The organism is Streptococcus sp. HMSC34B10, assembly GCF_001839505.1.
GTDB lineage: Bacteria > Bacillota > Bacilli > Lactobacillales > Streptococcaceae > Streptococcus > Streptococcus peroris.
On sequence record NZ_KV841553.1, the window covers coordinates 1 to 21,375 of the forward strand.

General features: G+C 38.7%; 21 protein-coding genes. 20 read left to right on the forward strand and 1 reads right to left on the reverse strand.

The window, feature by feature from the left end; genetic code table 11:
- Positions 1-105 precede the first annotated feature (105 nt).
- The 11 genes from HMPREF3237_RS04340 (at position 106) to HMPREF3237_RS04390 (ending at position 9,344) form a co-directional block, all read left to right on the forward strand.
- Positions 106-1,080: a DUF1002 domain-containing protein gene (locus HMPREF3237_RS04340; RefSeq protein WP_070888966.1), complete on the forward strand. Its 975-nt coding sequence runs from the start codon at positions 106-108 to the stop codon at positions 1,078-1,080.
- A gap of 73 nt (positions 1,081-1,153) precedes the next feature.
- Positions 1,154-2,512 carry a 23S rRNA (uracil(1939)-C(5))-methyltransferase RlmD gene (gene rlmD / locus HMPREF3237_RS04345; protein ID WP_070888967.1) on the forward strand — a complete coding sequence of 453 codons (1,359 nt, stop codon included), beginning with the start codon at positions 1,154-1,156 and terminating at the stop codon, positions 2,510-2,512.
- Positions 2,513-2,856: 344 nt separating this feature from the next.
- Entirely contained in the window at positions 2,857-3,663 is an 807-nt protein-coding gene (locus HMPREF3237_RS04350; protein ID WP_016465878.1) for an alpha/beta hydrolase, read from the forward strand.
- A gap of 11 nt (positions 3,664-3,674) precedes the next feature.
- Positions 3,675-4,499, forward strand: a complete 825-nt coding sequence (locus HMPREF3237_RS04355; RefSeq protein WP_070888968.1) for an ADP-ribosylglycohydrolase family protein — start codon at positions 3,675-3,677, stop codon at positions 4,497-4,499.
- Positions 4,500-4,584: 85 nt separating this feature from the next.
- Positions 4,585-5,202, forward strand: coding sequence for an SAP domain-containing protein (locus tag HMPREF3237_RS04360; protein WP_025173263.1), 618 nt, complete (start codon positions 4,585-4,587; stop codon positions 5,200-5,202).
- Between the two features lie 181 nt (positions 5,203-5,383).
- On the forward strand, positions 5,384-5,950 hold the full coding sequence (locus tag HMPREF3237_RS04365; protein ID WP_016465875.1) for a hypothetical protein: 567 nt from the start codon (positions 5,384-5,386) through the stop codon (positions 5,948-5,950).
- 105 nt (positions 5,951-6,055) lie between these two features.
- Complete coding sequence (locus HMPREF3237_RS04370) at positions 6,056-6,298, forward strand: hypothetical protein (protein ID WP_016465874.1); 243 nt, start codon at positions 6,056-6,058, stop codon at positions 6,296-6,298.
- Positions 6,299-6,558: 260 nt separating this feature from the next.
- Positions 6,559-6,945, forward strand: a complete 387-nt coding sequence (locus tag HMPREF3237_RS04375) for a hypothetical protein (protein WP_016465873.1) — start codon at positions 6,559-6,561, stop codon at positions 6,943-6,945.
- 45 nt (positions 6,946-6,990) lie between these two features.
- Entirely contained in the window at positions 6,991-7,872 is an 882-nt protein-coding gene (locus HMPREF3237_RS04380) for a diacylglycerol/lipid kinase family protein (RefSeq protein ID WP_070888969.1), read from the forward strand.
- A 347-nt stretch (positions 7,873-8,219) separates the two neighbouring features.
- Positions 8,220-8,531, forward strand: coding sequence for a hypothetical protein (locus tag HMPREF3237_RS04385; RefSeq protein WP_070888970.1), 312 nt, complete (start codon positions 8,220-8,222; stop codon positions 8,529-8,531).
- A gap of 60 nt (positions 8,532-8,591) precedes the next feature.
- Positions 8,592-9,344, forward strand: a complete 753-nt coding sequence (locus HMPREF3237_RS04390) for a hypothetical protein (RefSeq protein ID WP_070888971.1) — start codon at positions 8,592-8,594, stop codon at positions 9,342-9,344.
- A 134-nt stretch (positions 9,345-9,478) separates the two neighbouring features.
- On the opposite strand, the gene HMPREF3237_RS04395 is transcribed toward HMPREF3237_RS04390, so the two are convergent.
- A complete protein-coding gene (locus tag HMPREF3237_RS04395) occupies positions 9,479-10,498 on the reverse strand; it encodes a hypothetical protein (RefSeq protein ID WP_070888972.1) in 1,020 nt (339 codons plus the stop codon).
- A 260-nt stretch (positions 10,499-10,758) separates the two neighbouring features.
- Between HMPREF3237_RS04395 and HMPREF3237_RS04400 the strand changes: the two genes are divergently transcribed.
- From HMPREF3237_RS04400 to HMPREF3237_RS04440, 9 genes are all read left to right on the forward strand, one after another.
- Entirely contained in the window at positions 10,759-11,775 is a 1,017-nt protein-coding gene (locus HMPREF3237_RS04400) for a hypothetical protein (protein ID WP_070888973.1), read from the forward strand.
- Positions 11,776-11,833: 58 nt separating this feature from the next.
- Complete coding sequence (locus HMPREF3237_RS04405) at positions 11,834-12,559, forward strand: alpha/beta hydrolase (protein WP_070888974.1); 726 nt, start codon at positions 11,834-11,836, stop codon at positions 12,557-12,559.
- 538 nt (positions 12,560-13,097) lie between these two features.
- Positions 13,098-14,558, forward strand: a complete 1,461-nt coding sequence (locus HMPREF3237_RS04410; protein ID WP_006145521.1) for an aminotransferase class I/II-fold pyridoxal phosphate-dependent enzyme — start codon at positions 13,098-13,100, stop codon at positions 14,556-14,558.
- Positions 14,559-15,419 carry a polyamine aminopropyltransferase gene (gene speE, locus HMPREF3237_RS04415; RefSeq protein WP_006145522.1) on the forward strand — a complete coding sequence of 287 codons (861 nt, stop codon included), beginning with the start codon at positions 14,559-14,561 and terminating at the stop codon, positions 15,417-15,419.
- Positions 15,416-16,675: a saccharopine dehydrogenase family protein gene (locus HMPREF3237_RS04420; protein WP_006145523.1), complete on the forward strand. Its 1,260-nt coding sequence runs from the start codon at positions 15,416-15,418 to the stop codon at positions 16,673-16,675. Before speE ends, HMPREF3237_RS04420 begins: the two co-directional genes overlap by 4 nt.
- Positions 16,675-17,802 (forward strand): carboxynorspermidine decarboxylase, encoded by a 1,128-nt coding sequence (gene nspC / locus HMPREF3237_RS04425; RefSeq protein WP_006145524.1) that lies wholly within the window; start codon positions 16,675-16,677, stop codon positions 17,800-17,802. Before HMPREF3237_RS04420 ends, nspC begins: the two co-directional genes overlap by 1 nt.
- Positions 17,799-18,884: an agmatine deiminase gene (gene aguA, locus HMPREF3237_RS04430; protein WP_070888975.1), complete on the forward strand. Its 1,086-nt coding sequence runs from the start codon at positions 17,799-17,801 to the stop codon at positions 18,882-18,884. The genes nspC and aguA overlap by 4 nt, the downstream gene beginning before the upstream one ends.
- A 9-nt stretch (positions 18,885-18,893) precedes the next feature.
- Positions 18,894-19,769 carry an N-carbamoylputrescine amidase gene (gene aguB, locus HMPREF3237_RS04435; RefSeq protein ID WP_070888976.1) on the forward strand — a complete coding sequence of 292 codons (876 nt, stop codon included), beginning with the start codon at positions 18,894-18,896 and terminating at the stop codon, positions 19,767-19,769.
- A gap of 141 nt (positions 19,770-19,910) precedes the next feature.
- Entirely contained in the window at positions 19,911-21,368 is a 1,458-nt protein-coding gene (locus HMPREF3237_RS04440; protein WP_070888977.1) for a type I restriction-modification system subunit M, read from the forward strand.
- The last annotated feature ends 7 nt before the right edge of the window (positions 21,369-21,375 follow it).

A 21,375-nucleotide genomic window follows, 5' to 3' on the forward strand; every position in this document is an offset into this window, starting at 1 on the left:
TTTTACCTGTCTACTTGACAGGGGGCATATCAAACTTCTAGGTGCTTTTATAAGTTTTCTTTAAGGATACTTTAATATTCTAGAGTTGAAAAGGAGGAACGTCTCATGCGAAAGAAATTCTTTCTAACTAGCGCTGCAGTACTTTTAGCAGTTGCAACACTGCAAAGCGCCCAGGCAGCTACTGATGTTCAAAAAGTAATTGATGAAACCTATGTTCAACCTGAGTATGTCTTGGGTTCTTCACTAACGGAAGATCAAAAAAATCAAACACTGAAAAAACTTGGCTACAATGCCTCAAAAGATACTAAAGATTTGAAGACTATGACACCAGATGTCTACTCAAAGATTATGAATGTTGCAAATGACTCTAGTCTTCAACTTTATTCGTCAGCAAAAATTCAAAAATTGGGTGAAAAATCTCCACTTGAGGTCAAGATTGAAACGCCTGAAAATATCACTAAAGTGACACAAGATATGTACCGTAATGCGGCTGTTACCTTGGGTGTAGAGCACGCGCGTATTTCCGTTGCGGCACCAATCCCAGTTACTGGTGAAAGTGCCCTAGCAGGTATTTACTATTCCCTTGAGTCAAATGGTGTTCAATTACCTCAAGAAAATAAAAATTTGGCACAGAAAGAGCTCAAGGCCTTGTCGGACATCAATGATGAAAACAAAGATAAATCAGGATATGATGCCAATAAACTCAATGTAGCCCTTGCTGACATCAAATCAGCGGTAGCAAAGGCCAAAGAGTCCAAAGGTGAACTAACAGAGGACGATGTTCGTAAGATTGTTGAAGATACTTTAAAGAACTACAAACTAGATCAAGTTGTTACGGGTAACCAAGTTAATGTCATTATTAACTTTGCCTTCAATCTTTCAAAGAGCGATATTCTTAATAACGAAGACTTTGCAAAGACTCTAAAAGATTTGAAACAAAGTATCGTTGCGCAAGCAGGTGATAGTTTCAGCAATATCGACTTAAACTTTGATGCTAATAAAGCTATCCAAGATGGTGGAAACATCCTTAGCTCAATTTGGCAAGCTATCCTTAACTTCTTCAAGAGTTTTGGTGCTTAGGTCAATTCATGGTATAATAGATGGTAACAGGATTGTTGCCGTCTTTTTTTATCGGCTTATAGAAAGTGAAATTATGTTAAAGAAAAATGATATTGTAGAAGTTGAGATTGTCGATTTGACCCATGAAGGAGCTGGTGTTGCCAAGGTTGATGGCTTGGTCTTTTTTGTAGAGAATGCTTTACCAACAGAAAAAATCCTTATGCGTGTCCTTAAAGTTAATAAAAAGATTGGTTTTGGTAAGGTCGAGGAATATTTTACACAATCTCCACATCGTAATCAAGATTTAGATTTGGCTTACCTGCGTTCAGGCATTGCCGACTTGGGACATCTAGCTTATCCAGAGCAACTCAAGTTTAAAACTAAGCAAGTAAAAGATAGTCTCTATAAGATTGCTGGAATCACGAATGTAGAGGTTGCTGATACTCTTGGCATGGAAAATCCTATCAAGTATCGTAACAAGGCTCAGGTTCCTGTTCGTCGCGTTAATGGTGTTCTGGAGACTGGTTTCTTCCGTAAGAATTCTCATGATCTTATGCCGTTGGAAGATTTTTATATCCAGGATCCAGTCATTGACCAAGTTATTGTAGCCTTACGTGATTTGCTTCTCCGTTATGACTTAAAACCCTATGATGAGAAGGAACAGTCTGGCTTGATTCGTAACCTTGTTGTTCGTCGTGGACATCATTCAGGTCAAATCATGGTTATCTTGGTGACAACTCGTCCTAAAATTTTCCGAGTTGAACAGTTGATTGAACAAGTCATCAAGCAGTTCCCAGAAATCGTATCAGTTATGCAAAATATCAATGACCAAAATAACAATGCCATTTTCGGGAAAGAATGGCGTACGCTTTATGGTCAAGATTACATTACGGACCAAATGTTGGGGAATAGCTTCCAAATCTCTGGACCAGCCTTTTACCAGGTCAATACCGAAATGGCAGAAAAGCTCTACCAGACAGCTATTGACTTCGCGGACTTAAGAGAAGACGATGTGGTTATCGATGCCTATTCAGGAATCGGAACTATTGGATTATCTGTCGCTAAGCATGTTAAGGAAGTTTATGGGGTTGAGGTCATCCCAGAAGCGGTAGAGAATAGCCAGAAGAATGCAGAATTGAACGGTATCACCAATGCCCACTTTGTCTGTGACACAGCTGAAAATGCCATGAAGAATTGGCTCAAGGAAGGCATCCAACCAACCGCCATCCTGGTTGATCCACCCCGCAAGGGCTTGACCGAAAGCTTCATCAAAGCAAGCGTCCAAACAGGAGCTGATCGCATCGCCTATATCTCATGTAATGTGGCAACCATGGCGCGTGATATCAAACTCTACCAAGAGTTGGGCTACGAATTGAAGAAAGTCCAGCCGGTGGATCTTTTTCCGCAAACGCATCACGTCGAATGTGTAAGTTTGTTAGAGAAACGCAGCTAAACATCTCGCTTTTACATTTCAAGGGGAGTTCAAAGCTCCACTAGAGCTTTGAACTCCCCTTACCTTTTGAGTCCACAAACGCATCATGTTGAGGTAGTTTCACTGCTTGTACGAGCTGAGGCATCAGTGAATTAGAAGTAAATGATCTCCCATGCGATAGGACTCGTAGAATGAGGAGGGAAACCGACGAAATGATACGGTAAGTCCGAGCCGCTGAGTGCGTTAGTTTGTTGGTAAAACTTAACTAATCCTCAAAAGGTTCACGTTGATGAGTCATCACTACTTGTTCAAACTGATTAAACAAGTATTTATCTGGTGAAAGTCCTACAGTAAGGAGTTTATATATGAGATTCTATGAATTTGGAGATAGGAATTTGCCTCCTATCATACTGATACATGGCGGTGGCAGTTCTTGGTGGAATTATCTTCGACAAGCGCGAATCTTGTCAGAAGAATACCGTGTTATTCTACCCACGCTGAATGGCCACGGTGAAGAATATCAACTCGATTATGTTTCTACGGAAGATTCTGCTTTGGAGATCCTAGACTATGTCAAAGCAAACTGTGGTGGGAAATTGTTTGCGATCGGTGGTGTTTCGCTCGGAGGTCAAATTGCCATGGAGCTTTTGACATTAGACAGCGAGATAGCTGAGAAGGCCATCATAGATGGAAGCCTCTGTATTCCTCAACCAAGGTTTGCTAAAATCAGCATTTTTCTAGTATCACTATTTGGTAAACTGATGTTCAGTAAATTCTCTTGCAAACTTCAATTAAGCATGATGAACAAACTCTATCCTAAACTGGCTTATCCTGAGGAAATAAAAGCTTATTATTTGGAGGATTTGCCAAGGATGTCTATCAAAACATTGGTGACCATTTACAAAACCTATATGGGGCATTACAAGCTAAAGGATACGATTTCTGCAAGTAAGGCGCAGGTTATTTATATTTATGGTGAAAAAGAATTGAACTGTGTGAAAGCATCAGCGAAATTATTTCAACAACTGCATCCAAATACGATTTTGTATGAAGCTAAGGGCTATAACCACGGCTATTTATCAGCTTACCTGCCTCAAGAGTGGATTAATTTGGTGGTGCCATTTTTAAAGAGTGATTCATTGGAAATGTGTAATGAATCTGATATATCATAAGGAGGAATCTGATGCTAGGAGCAATAGTTGGAGATATTGTTGGTTCTGTTTACGAATGGGACAACATTAAAACGAAAGACTTTCCATTATTTCGTGAGGATTGTTTTTTCACAGATGATACGGTTATGACCTGTGCCGTTGCAGAAGCAATTATGAATGGCGGTCAAAAGAATGACTTTATTGATGCCATGAAGAAATATGGTAGAATGTATCCCGATGCTGGTTACGGGGCTAGATTTAATACATGGATTCAAAGCAATGATTGTTCCCCTTATAATAGCTTTGGCAATGGCTCTGCGATGCGTGTTTCTCCGTGCGCTTGGATGATGGATTCCACCACAGGCGAGTTGCCGTCTGAGGTGAAACGTCTGGCGCAACTTTCTGCAGAGGTGACGCATAACCATCCAGAAGGAATCAAAGGAGCAATGGCTACAGTGGATGCTATTTACATGTGCCGTTATTTCTTTGGTGATGATAGTAGCGATAACCCTGAGGAGCTTAAAAGACGCATCAAGGAACACATCGAGAAAGAGTATGGATATGACCTTTCTAAAACGTTAGATGAAATTCGTCCTACGTATCGATTCAATGAAACGTGTCAGGATACGGTTCCTCAGGCCATTGTTGCCTTTTTGGAGAGTACAGATTTTGAAGATGCGATTCGAAACGCGATTTCACTTGGTGGGGACAGCGACACTCTTGCTGCAATCACAGGAAGTATCGCCGAAGCAGCTTATGGAATTCCTGAGTGGATTAAGGACAAGGCCTATAGCTATCTCGATGAGCCTTTGAAAGAGGTGCTTAGACGATGGGAAGAATTCGTAGTAATCAAATAATCGTATATATTGGCGTATGACCATATGTTGACGGGGCATGCAGATTGACGTTACAGTCGTAGATTTGAAAGGTGGAGGTGATGGTTTGACGGAAAATAGACCTAGTTTTAAAGAAATCAAATCATTTGAAGAATTTAACCAATACTATTGGTATCGAGAGGAACTTTCCCAAATTTGTAAGTCTCTTGGATTAGAGTACAGAGGTACGAAGAAAGAATTGACTTTTATAATTGAACAGTATTTTCAGGGAAATAAAATAGAGAAATCTTTGAGAAAAAGCCATAAAACTCAATCCGAAGTAATCACTTTAGAGACTCCGCTCCTGAACTGTGGGTTTTCTTTTAACCAGAAGTTTAGAGATTATTTTTCAGCAGTAACAGGGGTCAGTCCGTTTAAATTCAATGCGGATATGGCAACCGCTTGGCGAAAAGTAAAAAGGGATAATGATTTACAATTTACGATTCAAGACATGATTAAAATTTATTATGGAGAGTCAGATTACGCCAAATATGATCATTCGGCTTGTCAGTGGAATCAATTTTTAAAAGACTTTTGTTCAGATAAAAGTAGTCATCAGTATGCGAACAAGCTAACCGTTGCAGCAATCCTTTGGAGGGAAGTTCGAGATTCAAAAGATGAAAAAGTTTATTCCAAACAGCTTCTGAAAGAACATAGCCATAAAATAGAGGCGTATCGTAAATAAGCAACTACTCTTTCTTCTATCTGATCCATTGTTGCGAAAGCCTCTACGTACCTTTTAAAGGATTATAGATAGGGTTCCTCATGAAGGCAGGTCTACTGGATGTACATCGTGAGCGTTTGTTTCATGATAATTGACGGCAACATAATAATGTTTAGAACGAAAAAGCTTAGGAGGGTTTTCGATGGTTATATTGGAATTGTATCAAGGTGATTATCAAAAGGATTTAGTCGCTTTTGATTCTTTAGAAGAAGGGAGAGCCTTTGTAGCTCAAATTCCGGGATATACTTTAGAAACAGAAGATGGGTTTGAAGTGGAGTATGTGAACCCCAAACAATTGCCGGATTATACGGAAATTGTCTTCAATGGAAATATTGTCCCTTTATCTAGATTTTCGTTTAATCCTGAGGAAAATGTGGATATTATTTGGAAAGAAATTTCGAATCTATCCGCTAAAAACGATAAAGTGATCGAAGGCGCTACAAAAATCGATGCGTATGTCGTTAACAACGATGAAGTGAAAGCCTATGTCGAAGCCAGAGAAGCTAACTTCAGAAAGGCAAAAGACTTCTTAGAACGCAACGGATATGAAGTCGACAGAAGCTTTTTTGGAAGCGAAGACGGCGAAGCAATTCTCTACAGAAAACACGACACCGAAGATTGGCACTTCTTATGCCACTTAGACCCGCTGTTTGTAGAGATTGAAGATGTAGAGGGATATGTGAAAGAAGCGATGAATGCTATTCAATAGCCAACCAAAGTTCGTTTTGAGTTGCTATCACGTCTTGTGTGAGCTGATTGACCATCAAATAGTAAACCTTTAGCATTGCTAGTTTCTTAAGGAGAAATATCTATCATGAAAATGGAAATCGGGAAAACCTATCTTGTAAAAAAAGATATTTTTGGTTTAAAAAAAGATGAACTTTGGACTTTAGTTGACAAGGGTTATCAGGCTTATTTTGGTGAACATAATTTCGTATTTGTCAATGATGATAAAGTGAAGGTATTTGCAGTTTTGCAAGATGGTTCAGAAGAAGATATGCGAATCTACCATCATCCTGATGACTATCTTGAAGAAGTCGCTCATGAGAATTTCTAGAAGAGGATGCGAGTTGCAAATTGAAAGCTCTTACTTTTAATTAAGCTTAGACCTAATTAATCAATTTTAGGTTAAGAGTTTATATTTGAAATAGAGTCTTCATAGAGACTTTTTCGTTATAAAAACATTAGACTGAAACAAAGGTGAAAACCATCCGCTTCAGTCTTTTTTTCTGTTTATGTAGTATAATATAGGATGTAGGTATTTTATTTTTTAATAGTTTTTTCAAGAATGAAAATTCATCTAGAAAGAGGAAAAATATGAAACAATCACTTGAATTTTTAAGAGAAAGAATCACCAATAAGATGCCCTTGGAGGGAATGGTCGCAATCTTTGAAGACTTGTGTCGTGAGCCTATTGATGATGAAATGATTTTGTTTGAAGTAGGGACATTTACAAGTATATCTGATAAACCCTTGTTTCAACCATCATTAGTAAGGCAAGCTCCAAATGAAGATGAAGAGTTTTATCAAGTTCACCTTGATATTTTCTATGAAGCTAGTCAAGAGAATCAAATCTTTAGTGAATCAACCTGGGATGAAGATATAGAGGAAAATATCTTTGATTACATTAGAGCTTCAGAGGTATTTAACTATGCTAAAGAACAGGAATACCAAGCGGTCAAGATTTATATGGACCAAACTTGAGATGGTTAGTTAAAGTGAGAAAATCTAATGACAGGAGAATTATAAATGAAAAAAATTATGGTAATCATCAATCCAACCTCTGGAGGCGAAAAAGCCTTGGATTATAAAGTCAAACTGGAGAATAAAGCTAGAGACTATTTTGAAGATGTGGAAATTAAAATTACGGAGAAAGCGCAAGACGCCACAAACTTTGCAGAAGAAGCTTCTCGTGAGCGATATGATGCTGTTCTTGTTTTTGGTGGAGATGGGACTGTCAATGAAGTAATCTCAGGTATCGCGGAAAAAGACTACATTCCTAAACTCGCGATTATCCCAGGAGGAACTGGAAATCTCATTACGAAATTTTTAGAAATCAATCAAGATATTGATGGTGCCATTGACGAGCTTGATTACAATTCTACAAACAAGATTGATATCGGAAAATCCAATGGGCACTATTTCGGCTACATTTTTAGTATTGGTTCACTACCAGAAGCCATCCATAACGTTGGAATTGAAGATAAAACAAAGTTTGGTATGCTAGCTTATGCGATTAATACCATGAAGTCTGTTGTTACAGATCAAGCATTTAACATTACTGTTGAGACTGAAAATGGAAATTACATCGGCCCTGCCAGCCATGTCTTGGTTCTCCTTACCAATTATTTCGCTGACAAGAAGATTTTTGAACAAGATAAGGATGGTTATGCCAATATTTTGATACTAAAAGATGCTTCAATTCTTACTAAATTGTCAGTCATCCCTGATTTATTAAAAGGGGATGTTGTCGAGAATGAGAATATCGAGTATCTGAAAGCTAGTCACATCAAAATCTCTTCAGATAGTGAATTGGAAACGGATGTTGATGGTGATAAATCAGATAACTTACCAGTAGAAATCAAAGTTCTAGGTCAGCATATCGAAGTCTATTCTCAACCGAAAGAATAATAAAATATGTTTTAAATCAATTTTTGAAGATTCGAAAACTATATAGGTGAAGCACTTGCAAAGTAGTTCTAGCATAAATAATGTTTGTCTGAGTCGGAGTATGGGCTGTTTGGGTTATCTAAGCTAACCAAATTAAACCAAGGAGAAATGAGAGATTTATTGGTTATATCAATAAATATGATAGCGATGGTGAACCCTACCAAACAGAAGTTTGGGAAATGACAGAAGATGATGACCAGTGTGATTAGACCTGAAGGTTTTTGTTAGGTCGGTTTTTCAAATAATATATTTGTTCTTTTATCATGCTTGGTCTATAATGAAATAAATGATAAAAATAGGAGAAAAATATGGAATTACAAGATTTTACAGAAAAAGAACAAGAAATGATTAAAAATGGACTTACAACGTCCAAGATTAGTGACAAGGAAACAGCAGATAAGATTATCACCTTGGTTCCCCAAGATTACATTAAACGGATCCCATTTTTCGTAAGAAAACATGCGATAACACGGACTATTAAAAGAATTTCACTTGAATATCCTGAATTATACGCTGTTGCTGCGCAAAAAGGAGATCTTCCGGAAAAAGAAAGAGAAGAATTACGTCAAATTATTACGGGTATTTTCCAAGAGAAAATGAAGAAGCATGACATCAAGTAGATGCTAAAATCTGTCGTAATAACAACTTTATATTATGCTTGGTGAGCTGAAAGGAATAGAATGGATTATCGAAAAATACGAAACAAATATATACTACCTGGTAGAGTGGTGTCTATTTTGGTAGCTTTTCTCATCATTTTTTTCCATTGGATGATAAAAGATTTAACTTTACAGACCTTGTCTATACTTCTATTGGTTGTTTGCTTGTCTATCTTTGTATGGTTTAATAACACAAAATATCTGAAGAGAGTTGAAACATTAATCTATGTGGATATGGATTTAGCCTCTTTGAAACAGTATATTCAAATAAATAAGAACGCAAGGTCTTCAAAGCTACAAATTGACGCGAAAGTCATAAATGTCATGTACTTCTACATGATTGGAGATTTTGATAGCGCCATCCAAAATTCTCAAGAAATTTTAAATGATAACAAAGTAAAACAACAGTACAAAAATATTTTGCAGAACTATATGATTCGCTCGACGATTCTTTCTCGTCAAAATATGGATAGGGAAGAATTGGACTCTTTGCTAAGAGGTTTGACTATCTCCGATGCTGCGTTTGCAGAAAAAACTAAAAATTTGAGTAGGGCTATCTACGACTTAACAATCGCGCATCAAAGCAATGATTACTTTGAAAATGATAGCCATGATTATAAATACCAGCAACTAGAAATAAACTACTTCCAGGCAATGAATGCCTCTATCAAAGGAGACATTACAAGGGCTACTGACTTGCTCAATCAACTATCAAAAGAAGATGATACGCTCTATATTGTACGAATGGCTAAAAACATACTCGCTTCAATGTAGTTGTTGAAGAAGTGAGGCGCTTGTTATAAAAAGGGATGTTACTATTTAGTGTAAATGAAAAAGCATAACATCAAGTAGATACTAAAATGAGTAAATAGCTACTTTATATTATGCTGACTGATCGGAGAGTAAAATCATTCCCACATGCTGTGTTGGGCTCGGACACCATAGCTTTCTATAGAACCATCTCTATTAAACTTGGCTTCGATCCTGTATCTTTTCCAGAGGTCGTAATCTTCTGTTTGGATGGTTAGAATGAAGTTATCGTCGGTATCGGAGATATTATAATCAGCAGGATTGACTTCAAAGATATCGATTAATTTTCGTGTTTGAAAATCCTGGAGTTTGAGGTTTAATAGATTGACATGATTGATAGAAATTTCCTGTAGTTGATGGGCATCTTTGGGTGTTCTATAGTAGGTAATGACGCAGTTTTTGAGTTGATCAGTATCCTTTCCAGTGGGAGTAAGACTCATAAAACCATAAGGCTGATTATCCCGCTTGATTTCAAGAAGTTGACCGTAGTAGAAATGGTCGTTTTTAGGGTTGGTAATTAGGCTTTCTGGACTTTTATCTTCGAAGGTAAAGCCTTGGTCTAAAAGTTCGGAAGCCTTGGTCTCTCCAATAATAACATTGGTATTTTGAAGCGTTACTGGAACAGGTTGAGCTGGGAGTCCACTCATCATGATGCAAAACATAAAAATATAACTCGTGAAAAAAACAGATCCGATAATAGCATTGGTTGGTGCATAAACATGACTGTTTTGAAAGTTCTTTCTTATTGCTGTTACAATCAACTTGCCAATACTTTTGAAAATCATACTAACAAGTACGATGAAAAATTGTTTTTTCAAACATTCATAGATTGCTTGAGGTTGGCTATAACCATGATAATAAAATCCAACGAATACTAGAAGATTTACAATTAGATAGATTAAAAAGAACCAATGAACCTCTTTAAGAGCATTGGAGTCAGTGATTTCTTCATAGTCAACGTGAATTCTTCCTTGAAATGCCTGTCCAAGCTTATAGATCCATTTTGGGAGATTTTTACCATGTCTGATTGCGACTACAAGTCTGAGATAGAGATAGATGGTAAAGAATAAGGATAAAAAGAAAAGAGCATAAAAAGCCAAAACGATATTAGTGAACATGACTGTTTCCCCTGTTTTTCAATTGCTAGAGAACAATTTTCTTAGCTCCATTATAGCATTTTCTAAAGAAATAGATTTAGAAAAATCAGTATTATACTAAACGATTCAAAAGAGAAAAATCATGGGAATGAATGCTCTACTGACTTTACCCATTGTGCTGATAGAAGGTAGTCCGTTTTTGCTAATCGTTTTGGTAATTGGAAATTGGGTATTAAAGAGAAAGATAAGATTTGAGATAGAACATAAAGGAGTAGAAAGCCATGGCTAGAACGGTGATTATAGATACTTTAATTGCTTTTGCAATCTTTAATCTGCTGCTAGGCCTGGGCTTTTATCTTTTTCTCAAGAAGAAAAAAGAAAATGGGCAGGCGGTGTACGAAACGTCTGTAAACCAGCAAACTCGAACGGATAAGCTAGGGTTAGGTGAGCTTTTGATTTACCTGACATTGATTGCAATTGCAGGGATGTTTGCATTTCAGACCTTAAATAGAGGTGGTGTTGGGAATTCTATTTTAGCTAAAATGATTATTTTCCCAGCTCTAATGGCCCTTTTCAATGCTCGAAAGCGGACTGGGAAGTCTTTGCTTGCCCTCCTTATAACCTTTATGGTCTTTCTAGTAGGAGTCATGTTTAATCTCACGATTGGTTTCCCGCCTCAAGCACCGATTTTGCAGATTAATGAAAATAAAATTACTCTAGCAGAGACCAAAGCAAGTGATCTGATGGAAGCTGGATTTGATATCTATGTAAAACAGGGTGATGGTGGTAGGGACTACGAAGATCTCCTGACAGATAGAAGTTTCCAGAAGTATTCAGGAGATAAATCAATCACCATCGGAAAAGGCTTTAAGCTGGATAGCAATGCTGTGTCCTATGCTCCCTATCTTCTAGTAAAAGACGGCATTGTACTGGGGAGTATCTCCTTTTATGGAGCTGAGGACCAGGATGTGGCTTTAGAAGATTCCAAGGTTATTCAGGTTCGATTTAACAAGGAGAGCATTGAAGCAGCCAAAAAACATTCTATAACATTGAAATTGGATGAACTCAACTTGACTACTAGACTAGATGTTCCACTTGTTCAAGAAACTTTCAAAAAGCATCTATGGTCAATTCCCCCATCCAATACAAACGATGTCACTCAGCTATGGTATGGATTAAAGTGGAAAAGTAATAGCGATCATCTATTTTGGAATGAATATTATAGTCTCATCCGCTTAGATGAAAATTACCACATGATAGATTTTGAATTATCAGCTGAGATTGCAAGAAATGATTGAGAACTGGACCTTATAAAAATAAGGCAAACAAATATTGAGGATGAAACAAGGAGAAAAAATGAAGACTTATTTTATTGGTGGTTTAGGAAGCAATGAGTACCATGCTTTGGATTTTTTTAACGAGTTGAATGAGCCAGTTACGTTTTTAAATCCCTACCATTCAGAAATTACCAGCAAGGAAGATTTAATAGCTTGGTTTTCTCGTGAACTTCATAATGAAACAGAAGTTTGTCTAATTGCTCATTCCTTGGGTGCTGATATGGCTCGCTTTTTGGCAGCTCAGTGTCCACAAGTTGCTTTCTTGATTTTATTAGATGGTGGCTATTTGGACTTGGATCAATTGATGTCTCTTGAGGATGAACTAAGGTCAACGGATGATTACTTTAAAACACAGACCTTTACCGATATAGAAGTGGTCATTTCCGAGGAAAAGAAAGGTGCTCCTTATTGGTCGAAAAATTTGGAGAGGGCTGTAAGAGAGTCCTTTAAATGGAATGAAAGAGATCAAAAATTTGAACTGGCACTCGATCGAGAGAAAGTTTTTAATCTACTAAGGTTAAGACGAGAGCTTAAGGCTAGTGACATTAGATTGGTTGCTACCAAGGTATTGTTGATTGTCCCAGACTTTCCTAAGGATCAAGACTGGCGAACTCAAGCCCTCAATCAAGTACCAGCTTCATTTGAAATGAGGTTTATTGAAGATTGTGGGCATGACCTCTACACAGAACGTCCCAATGAAGTTGCGCGTATGATTCACCAGTGGTTTGAAAAATCAGTAAGGTAAATGATTCAGTTTCGATTTCTTGAAGTTGCTATACAGAAATTTTCTTTTTAAATCGTAAAGAATCGACGAAACTAGCGAAGCAAAAAATAGCCGAAAAGTATTTACAAGCCTTATAAAATATGATATAGTGATAATGCTTAGAAAATGGGATTGATGTTTTCTAGCAAATATAAACCCGAGTAAAAAATACCTACGGACAGGTTGGGTTGAATGCCGAAGCGTGGCTGGTAAGTCACATTATTGATAGGGTTAAAAGCCTACTTTTATAAGTTGATGTTAGGATGAAGATCCTAATTCGTATACATTTGTTAGTGTGGTGAAAGCACACGTCATCTTGTGAAACGATCAATAAAGTACGTAATATTTGCTACTAGAGAGTTTGGAAACATCAGGAACAGAAATACTCAACAGAAACAAAGTAAAAAACGTCAGTAGATTGTAGAGCGGGTGGAAACCTGCTCTTTTTTCATGAGTTCATAAAATGAAGTAGCTCATATGTAAACGAGAAAAATTCCTAAATGAAGTAAAGGAGTTCTATTTGTATCATTTGGATCAAAGTCAAGCCCCGATTTATGAGGGTTTGGTAAAATTACGAAAGAAAAGAATCGTGCCTTTTGACGTCCCGGGCCATAAACGTGGACGTGGAAATCCAGAACTGGTCGAATTGTTAGGCGAAAAATGTGTCGGTATCGATGTGAACTCGATGAAATCTCTAGATAATCTAGGGCATCCCATTTCGATTATTAGAGAAGCAGAGGAGCTAGCAGCAGAGGCGTTTGGTGCAGCCCACGCCTTTTTAATGATTGGTGGTACAACTTCCTCTGTACAGTCGATGATACTAGCCACTTGTAAGGCTGGTGATAAGATTATTTTGCCGCGAAATGTACATAAGTCTGCTATTAATGCTTTAGTCTTATGTGGCGCCATTCCCATCTATATCGAAATGAGTGTGGATCCAAAGATTGGAATAGCCTTGGGACTTGAAAATGACAGACTGGCACAAGCCATAAAGGAGCATCCAGATGCCAAGGCTGTTTTAATCAACAATCCGACTTACTACGGGATATGTTCTGACCTTAAAGGATTGACCAAGATGGCCCATGAAGCCGGAATGAAGGTATTGGTTGATGAAGCTCATGGAGCTCATTTGCACTTTACAGATAAACTCCCCCTATCTGCCATGGATGCAGGTGCAGACATGGCAGCCGTTTCTATGCATAAGTCTGGTGGGAGTTTGACTCAGAGTTCCATTCTGCTCATAGGAGAGCAGATGAGCCCAGAGTATGTTCGGCAGATTATCAATCTTACGCAATCTACGTCAGCTTCCTACTTATTGATGGCCAGTCTAGATATTTCACGACGTAATCTGGCCCTTCGAGGAAAAGAATCATTTGAGAAGGTGATTGAGTTATCTGAGTACGCTCGACGCGAAATCAATGCCATCGGTGGCTACTATGCCTACTCAAAAGAGTTGATTGATGGAATCAGTGTTTGTGATTTTGATGTTACCAAGCTATCTATCTATACTCAAGGGATTGGTCTGACAGGTATTGAAGTTTATGATCTCTTACGTGATGAGTATGACATCCAGATTGAGTTTGGCGATATTGGCAATATCTTAGCCTATATTTCTATCGGAGATCGAATCCAAGACATTGAGCGTTTAGTCGGCGCTCTGGCTGATATTAAGAGACTCTACTCACGTGATGGAAACGATTTGATAGCGGGTGAATATATCCAACCTGAACTCGTTTTATCTCCCCAGGAAGCCTTCTATGCTGAGCGCATTAGCCTTCCAATTGCTGAAACTGTTGGTAGAGTCTGTGGAGAGTTCGTGATGTGTTATCCTCCAGGTATTCCAATCCTAGCACCAGGTGAACGAATCACTCAGGAAATGATTGATTATATACGTTTTGCCAAAGATAGGGGTTGTTCCTTGCAAGGAACGGAAGATCCAGAGGTCAATCACATCAATGTCATTGAGAGAAAGGAGAACTAGATGGACTTATGGTTTTCAGAAGTTCACACACCAGATGTTAAATTGTCGCTACGCACAGTTAAGCAACTCTATGCTGGAAGAAGTGAATGGCAAGATATTGAGGTTTTAGATACGCCAGCTTTTGGGAAGATATTGATCTTAAACGGGCATGTTTTGTTCTCGGATGCAGATGATTTTGTATACAATGAAATGACGGTTCACGTTCCGATGGCTGTCCATCCCAATCCCAAGAAAGTCTTGGTCATTGGGGGTGGTGACGGAGGTGTTGCCCAGGTTTTGACACTCTATCCTGAATTGGAACAAATCGATATTGTAGAACCAGATGAGATGCTGGTTGAGGTTTGTCGAGAGTATTTTCCTGACTTTGCATCTGGATTGGATGACACCCGTGTTCATATTTATTATCAAAATGGGTTACGTTTTTTGAGAAATTGTGAGGACACTTACGATATTATCATCAATGACGCGACTGATCCCTTTGGTCATACAGAAGGTCTCTTTACCAAAGAGTTTTACGGTAGTAGTTATCGGGCTCTCAAGGAAGATGGCATTATGATTTACCAACACGGAAGTCCCTTTTTTGATGAGGACGAATCCGCTTGTCGGAGTATGCACCGCAAGGTCAATCAAGCCTTTCCAATCAGTCGGGTATATCAAGCCCATATTCCAACTAGCCCTGCTGGTTATTGGTTGTTTGGATTTGCATCAAAAAAATATCATCCTATTGAAGATTTTGATAAAGAAGGCTGGAAAAAACGCCAGTTATTTACGGAATACTACACTGCAAACTTGCATATTGGTGCCTTTATGTTGCCTAAGTATGTAGAAGACATTTTAGAAGAAGAGGAAGGAAAAAAATGAGTCGTTTATTAGTTATTGGATGTGGGGGCGTTGCCCAAGTTGCTATTTCAAAGATTTGCCAAGATAGCGAAACGTTTAAAGAAATTATGATTGCTAGCCGTACTAAGTCAAAATGTGATGACTTGAAGGCTAAATTAGAAGGCAAAACAAATACTAAGATTGAGACAGCTGCTCTTGATGCTGACAAGGTAGAAGAAGTGATTGCCTTGATCGAAAGCTACAAACCAGAAGCTGTTTTGAACGTAGCTTTGCCTTATCAAGACTTGACTATTATGGATGCTTGTTTGGCAACAGGTGTCCACTATATCGATACTGCCAACTATGAGGCCGAGGATACAGAAGACCCTGAATGGCGTGCGATTTATGAGAAACGTTGCAAGGAACTTGGTTTTACAGCCTACTTTGACTACTCATGGCAATGGGCTTATCAAGAAAAATTCAAGGAAGCAGGCTTAACAGCTCTTCTTGGTTCTGGTTTTGACCCAGGTGTAACCAGTGTCTTTTCAGCTTATGCACTCAAACATTACTTTGACGAAATTCACTATATCGACATTTTGGACTGTAATGGTGGTGACCACGGTTATCCATTTGCGACAAATTTTAACCCAGAAATCAATCTACGTGAGGTTTCTGCACCAGGTTCTTACTGGGAAGATGGAAAATGGGTAGAAGTCGAAGCTATGTCTATCAAACGTGAGTATGATTTCCCTCAAGTTGGTCAAAAAGACATGTATCTCCTCCACCATGAAGAAATCGAATCATTAGCAAAGAATATTCCAGGAGTTAAACGCATTCGCTTCTTTATGACTTTTGGCCAATCATATCTAACGCACATGAAATGCTTGGAAAACGTTGGTCTCCTTCGTACAGATGCGATTAACTTTAACGGCCAAGAAATCGTACCAATCCAATTCTTGAAAGCCTTGCTTCCAGATCCTGCAAGCCTTGGCCCACGTACTGTTGGTAAAACTAATATTGGATGTATCTTTACCGGTGTCAAAGATGGCGTTGAAAAGACCATCTACATCTACAATGTTTGCGACCATCAAGAATGTTACGCAGAAGTTGGTTCACAAGCCATTTCTTATACAACGGGTGTTCCAGCTATGATTGGTACAAAATTAGTGATGGATGGCACTTGGAAACAACCAGGAGTTTATAACCTTGAAGAATTGGATCCAGACCCATTCATGGAAGCTTTGAATAAATTCGGTTTGCCATGGGTTGTGGTTGAAAATCCACAAATGGTGGACTAATGAAGTTAGAACAAGTACCAACACCAGCCTATGTCATTGATTTAGCAAAACTAGAAGAAAATTGTAGTATTCTGCATCAGGTTCAGGAAAAGGCTGGCTGTAAGGTTTTGCTAGCTCAAAAGGCTTATTCTCTCTATAAAACCTATCCCTTGATTAGCCAGTATCTCTCTGGTACAACGGCTAGTGGACTCTATGAAGCGAAGTTAGCTAGAGAAGAGTTTCCGGGGGAAGTCCATGTATTTGCACCTGCTTTCAAGGAGGCTGACATGGAAGAGCTGCTTCAAATATCGGATCATATTGTCTTCAACTCAGAGAGACAACTACGAAAATATGGTCAACGTTGTCGTGAGGCTGGTATCAGTGTAGGCCTACGCCTCAATCCTCAGTGTTCAACACAAGGAGATCACGCGCTTTATGATCCTTGTGCTCCTGGCTCTCGTTTTGGAGTGACTTTGGATAAGATACCAAGTGATTTATTGGAATTGGTTGATGGACTTCATTTTCATACCCTCTGTGAGCAAGGGGCAGATGATTTACAAACAACTTTGAAAGCAGTAGAAGACCAGTTTGGTGCCTATTTGCATCAAGTTAAATGGCTCAATATGGGTGGTGGACATCATATTACAAGAGATGACTACGATGTGGACTTGCTGATTTCTGAAATTAAACGGATTCGAGAAACCTATGACCTTGATGTCTATATCGAACCAGGTGAAGCTATTGCGCTTAATGCTGGATATTTAGCTACTGAAGTCTTAGACATCGTTGAAAATGGGATTGAGACCTTAGTGCTAGATGCCTCAGCAAGTTGTCATATGCCAGATGTCCTTGAGATGCCTTATCGCCCACCATTGAGAAATGGTTTTGAAGCCCAAGAAAAGGCCTATACCTATAGACTTTCTTCCAATACCTGTCTAACAGGTGATATCATTGGTGACTATAGTTTTGAAAATCCAGTTAATATTGGGGATAGACTTTACTTTGAGGATATGGCAATCTACTCCTTTGTTAAGAATAATACCTTTAACGGGATTGGACTCCCAAGTTTGTATCTCATGGATAAAGAGGGTGAATGCAGTTTAGTCAAGGCCTTTGGCTACCAAGACTTTAAGGAGAGATTATCATGATGGACAGTCCAAAGAAATTAGGCTATCGTATGCCTGCAGAGTATGAACCTCACCATGGGACCCTCATGATATGGCCTACTCGACCGGGTTCGTGGCCTTTTCAAGGGTTGGCTGCTAAAACAGCTTTTAGCCAAATCATTAAAACCATTGCTCAAGGAGAAACAGTTTATCTTTTGGTGGAGGAGGACTATCTATCTGAAGCACAATCCTATCTTGGAGACCAGGTTGTTTATCTAGATATCTCAACAAATGATGCCTGGGCACGTGATACTGGTCCAACTATTCTCCTTAATGATAAAAAGGAAAAGTTGGCAGTCGATTGGTCTTTCAATGCCTGGGGTGGTGCTGTTGACGGTCTCTACCAAGATTATGAAGCAGATGACCAAGTCGCGTCTTCCTTTGCTAAAGAATTAAATATACCTGTTTATAGCGCCAAACCTTTTGTACTAGAAGGTGGGGCTATTCACAGTGACGGTCAAGGAACTATTCTTGTGACCGAAAGTTGCCTTCTAAGCCTTGGTCGTAATCCTCACATGACTAAAGAGGAGATTGAAGAGACCTTACTAGAGAGCCTTGGTGCCGAAAAAGTCATTTGGTTGCCTTACGGTATTTATCAAGACGAAACCAATGAACATGTCGATAATGTTGCAGCCTTTGTTGGTCCAGCGGAGATTGTTTTAGCTTGGGCGGACGACCAAGATGATCCCCAGTATGCCATGTCTGCAGCGGATCTAGCTTTTTTAGAGACGGAAACCGATGCAAAAGGCCGGAGCTTCACCATTCATAAACTTCCAATTCCAGCTCTTCATCAAGTAGTGACGGAAGAAGATTTGCCGGGCTATACTTATGAAGAAGGCGAAGAGGAGCGTTATGCAGGTGAAAGACTAGCAGCTTCCTATGTGAATTTTTACATTGCTAATAAGTCTGTCTTGGTGCCGCAATTTCAAGATGTAAACGACCAAGTGGCCCTAGATATACTCAGCCAGTGTTTTCCAGACCGTGAAGTCGTAGGAATCCTGGCTAGAGATATTCTTTTAGGTGGTGGGAATATCCACTGTATTACCCAACAAATTCCAGAATAGGAGAAAAAGATGAGAAATGTAACGGTTGCAGCCATTCAGATGCAATGCGCTAAGGATGTGGAAACCAATATCCAAACAGCTGAACGGTTAGTTCGTCAAGCTGCTAAGCAAGGAGCCAAAATTATTCTCTTGCCTGAATTATTTGAACGTCCCTATTTCTGTCAGGAACGTCAATATGACTACTATCAGTATGCCCAGTCGGTGACAGAAAATACGGCTATTCAGCATTTTAAAGTGATTGCCAAGGAACTAAAGGTCGTTTTACCAATCAGTTTCTATGAAAAAGATGGTAATGTTTTGTATAACTCTATCGCTGTCATTGATGCAGATGGAGAAGTACTAGGAGTTTATCGTAAAACTCATATCCCAGATGACCATTATTATCAGGAGAAATTCTTTTTCACACCTGGAAATACTGGTTTCAAGGTCTGGGATACTCTCTATGCCAAGATTGGTATTGGGATTTGTTGGGATCAGTGGTTCCCAGAAACAGCCCGTTGCCTTGCCTTAAATGGTGCAGAATTGCTCTTTTATCCAACAGCTATTGGTTCTGAGCCAATTTTAGATACAGATAGTTGTGGTCATTGGCAGCGTACCATGCAAGGACACGCAGCAGCAAATATTGTCCCAGTTATTGCAGCCAATCGTTATGGCTTGGAAGAAGTACAACCTTGCGAGGAAAACGGTGGACAAAGTTCTAGCCTTAACTTCTACGGTTCATCCTTTATGACCGATGAAACAGGAGATATTTTAACTCAAGCCGAACGACAAGATGAAGCCATCCTCTTAACAACTTATGACCTCAACAAAGGAGCAAATGAGCGCCTAAACTGGGGCTTGTTTAGAGATAGAAGACCAGACATGTATAAAGATATTGTCAGATGAAAAAGCCTATCGTAGGCTTTTTTCTGTAGATACTATAGTAATTTTTGATAATGTCCTAGGATTCTGATAAAATGGGGTATAAGAAGTTTTAAAATTTTGTATGTCAGATTTTTAAAATTGAAACATTTTGAGAGGTAAAATATGATTACAGGCGAATTAAAGAATAAGATTGATCAGCTTTGGGAAATGTTATGGACAGAGGGAAATGCGAATCCTTTGACTAACATTGAGCAGTTGACTTATCTTTTATTTATGAAAGACTTGGATAGGGTCGAACTTGGACGAGAAAATGATGCTGAATTTCTAGGTATTCCCTATGAGGGAATTTTCCCAAAAGATAAACCCGAATATCGTTGGTCAACCTTTAAGAATTTGGGAGATGCGCAAGAAGTTTATCGTCTGATGTCACAAGAGATATTTCCATTTATCAAAAATTTAAAAGGTGATACAGATGATACAGCTTTTTCACGCTATATGAGGGATGCTATTTTCCAAATCAATAAACCAGCTACCTTACAAAAGGCGATAGCTGCTCTGGATGAGTTACCTACGGATATAAAAGATATCGGAGACATTTATGAGTATCTATTGTCAAAATTATCTCAAGCAGGGGCAAATGGTCAATTTCGTACGCCTCGTCATATCATTGATATGATGGTTGAACTCATGCAACCAACAATTAAGGATATTATTTCAGATCCTGCCATGGGTTCTGCTGGATTTTTGGTTTCAGCTAGTCGCTATTTAGACCGTAGAAAAGAAGAGTGGCAGACAAATATTGACAGTGTAAAACATTTCCACAATACCATGTTTCATGGGAATGATACAGATACTACTATGTTAAGACTTGGGGCTATGAACATGATGCTTCATGGTGTTGAAAATCCCCAAATTAGCTATCTAGATTCACTCTCTCAAGATAACGAAGAAGCTGATAAATATACTCTAGTTTTAGCCAATCCACCTTTCAAAGGATCTCTTGATTATGATTCAACCTCTGGTGATTTGCTGGCTACGATTAAGACTAAAAAGACAGAGTTGCTTTTCCTTGCCCTTTTCTTACGCACTCTGAAGCCAGGTGGACGTGCAGCTGTTATTGTACCGGACGGTGTTCTATTTGGTTCCTCTAAAGCTCATAAAGGGATTCGTCAAGAAATTGTTGAGCATCACAAACTAGATGCAGTTATTTCAATGCCAAGTGGTGTTTTTAAGCCTTATGCAGGAGTTTCAACGGCTATCCTTATCTTCACTAAGACTGGAAATGGTGGAACGGATAAGGTTTGGTTTTACGATATGAAAGCAGATGGTCTGAGCTTGGATGATAAACGACAACCTATCAGCGATAATGATATTCCAGATATTATTCAACGATTCCATCATTTAGAGAAAGAAGCAGATCGCAAGAGAACAGACCAGTCCTTCTTTGTTCCAATTGATGAGATTAAGGAGAATGATTTTGATCTGTCCATCAATAAATACAAAGAAATCGAGTATGAAAAAGTTGAGTATGAACCAACAGAAGTCATTTTAAAGAAAATCAATGATCTAGAAAAAGAAATTCAAGCTGGCTTAGCAGAGTTAGAAGAATTACTAAAGTAGGGAGATA

Coding starts and splice junctions, on each gene's coding strand:
- HMPREF3237_RS04340 (WP_070888966.1), top strand. CDS start 106: ATGCGAAAGAAATTCTTTCTAACTAGCGCTGCAGTACTTTTAGCAGTT.
- rlmD (WP_070888967.1), top strand. CDS start 1,154: ATGTTAAAGAAAAATGATATTGTAGAAGTTGAGATTGTCGATTTGACC.
- HMPREF3237_RS04350 (WP_016465878.1), top strand. CDS start 2,857: ATGAGATTCTATGAATTTGGAGATAGGAATTTGCCTCCTATCATACTG.
- HMPREF3237_RS04355 (WP_070888968.1), top strand. CDS start 3,675: ATGCTAGGAGCAATAGTTGGAGATATTGTTGGTTCTGTTTACGAATGG.
- HMPREF3237_RS04365 (WP_016465875.1), top strand. CDS start 5,384: ATGGTTATATTGGAATTGTATCAAGGTGATTATCAAAAGGATTTAGTC.
- HMPREF3237_RS04370 (WP_016465874.1), top strand. CDS start 6,056: ATGAAAATGGAAATCGGGAAAACCTATCTTGTAAAAAAAGATATTTTT.
- HMPREF3237_RS04375 (WP_016465873.1), top strand. CDS start 6,559: ATGAAACAATCACTTGAATTTTTAAGAGAAAGAATCACCAATAAGATG.
- HMPREF3237_RS04380 (WP_070888969.1), top strand. CDS start 6,991: ATGAAAAAAATTATGGTAATCATCAATCCAACCTCTGGAGGCGAAAAA.
- HMPREF3237_RS04385 (WP_070888970.1), top strand. CDS start 8,220: ATGGAATTACAAGATTTTACAGAAAAAGAACAAGAAATGATTAAAAAT.
- HMPREF3237_RS04390 (WP_070888971.1), top strand. CDS start 8,592: ATGGATTATCGAAAAATACGAAACAAATATATACTACCTGGTAGAGTG.
- HMPREF3237_RS04395 (WP_070888972.1), bottom strand. CDS start 10,498: ATGTTCACTAATATCGTTTTGGCTTTTTATGCTCTTTTCTTTTTATCC.
- HMPREF3237_RS04400 (WP_070888973.1), top strand. CDS start 10,759: ATGGCTAGAACGGTGATTATAGATACTTTAATTGCTTTTGCAATCTTT.
- HMPREF3237_RS04405 (WP_070888974.1), top strand. CDS start 11,834: ATGAAGACTTATTTTATTGGTGGTTTAGGAAGCAATGAGTACCATGCT.
- speE (WP_006145522.1), top strand. CDS start 14,559: ATGGACTTATGGTTTTCAGAAGTTCACACACCAGATGTTAAATTGTCG.
- HMPREF3237_RS04420 (WP_006145523.1), top strand. CDS start 15,416: ATGAGTCGTTTATTAGTTATTGGATGTGGGGGCGTTGCCCAAGTTGCT.
- nspC (WP_006145524.1), top strand. CDS start 16,675: ATGAAGTTAGAACAAGTACCAACACCAGCCTATGTCATTGATTTAGCA.
- aguA (WP_070888975.1), top strand. CDS start 17,799: ATGATGGACAGTCCAAAGAAATTAGGCTATCGTATGCCTGCAGAGTAT.
- aguB (WP_070888976.1), top strand. CDS start 18,894: ATGAGAAATGTAACGGTTGCAGCCATTCAGATGCAATGCGCTAAGGAT.
- HMPREF3237_RS04440 (WP_070888977.1), top strand. CDS start 19,911: ATGATTACAGGCGAATTAAAGAATAAGATTGATCAGCTTTGGGAAATG.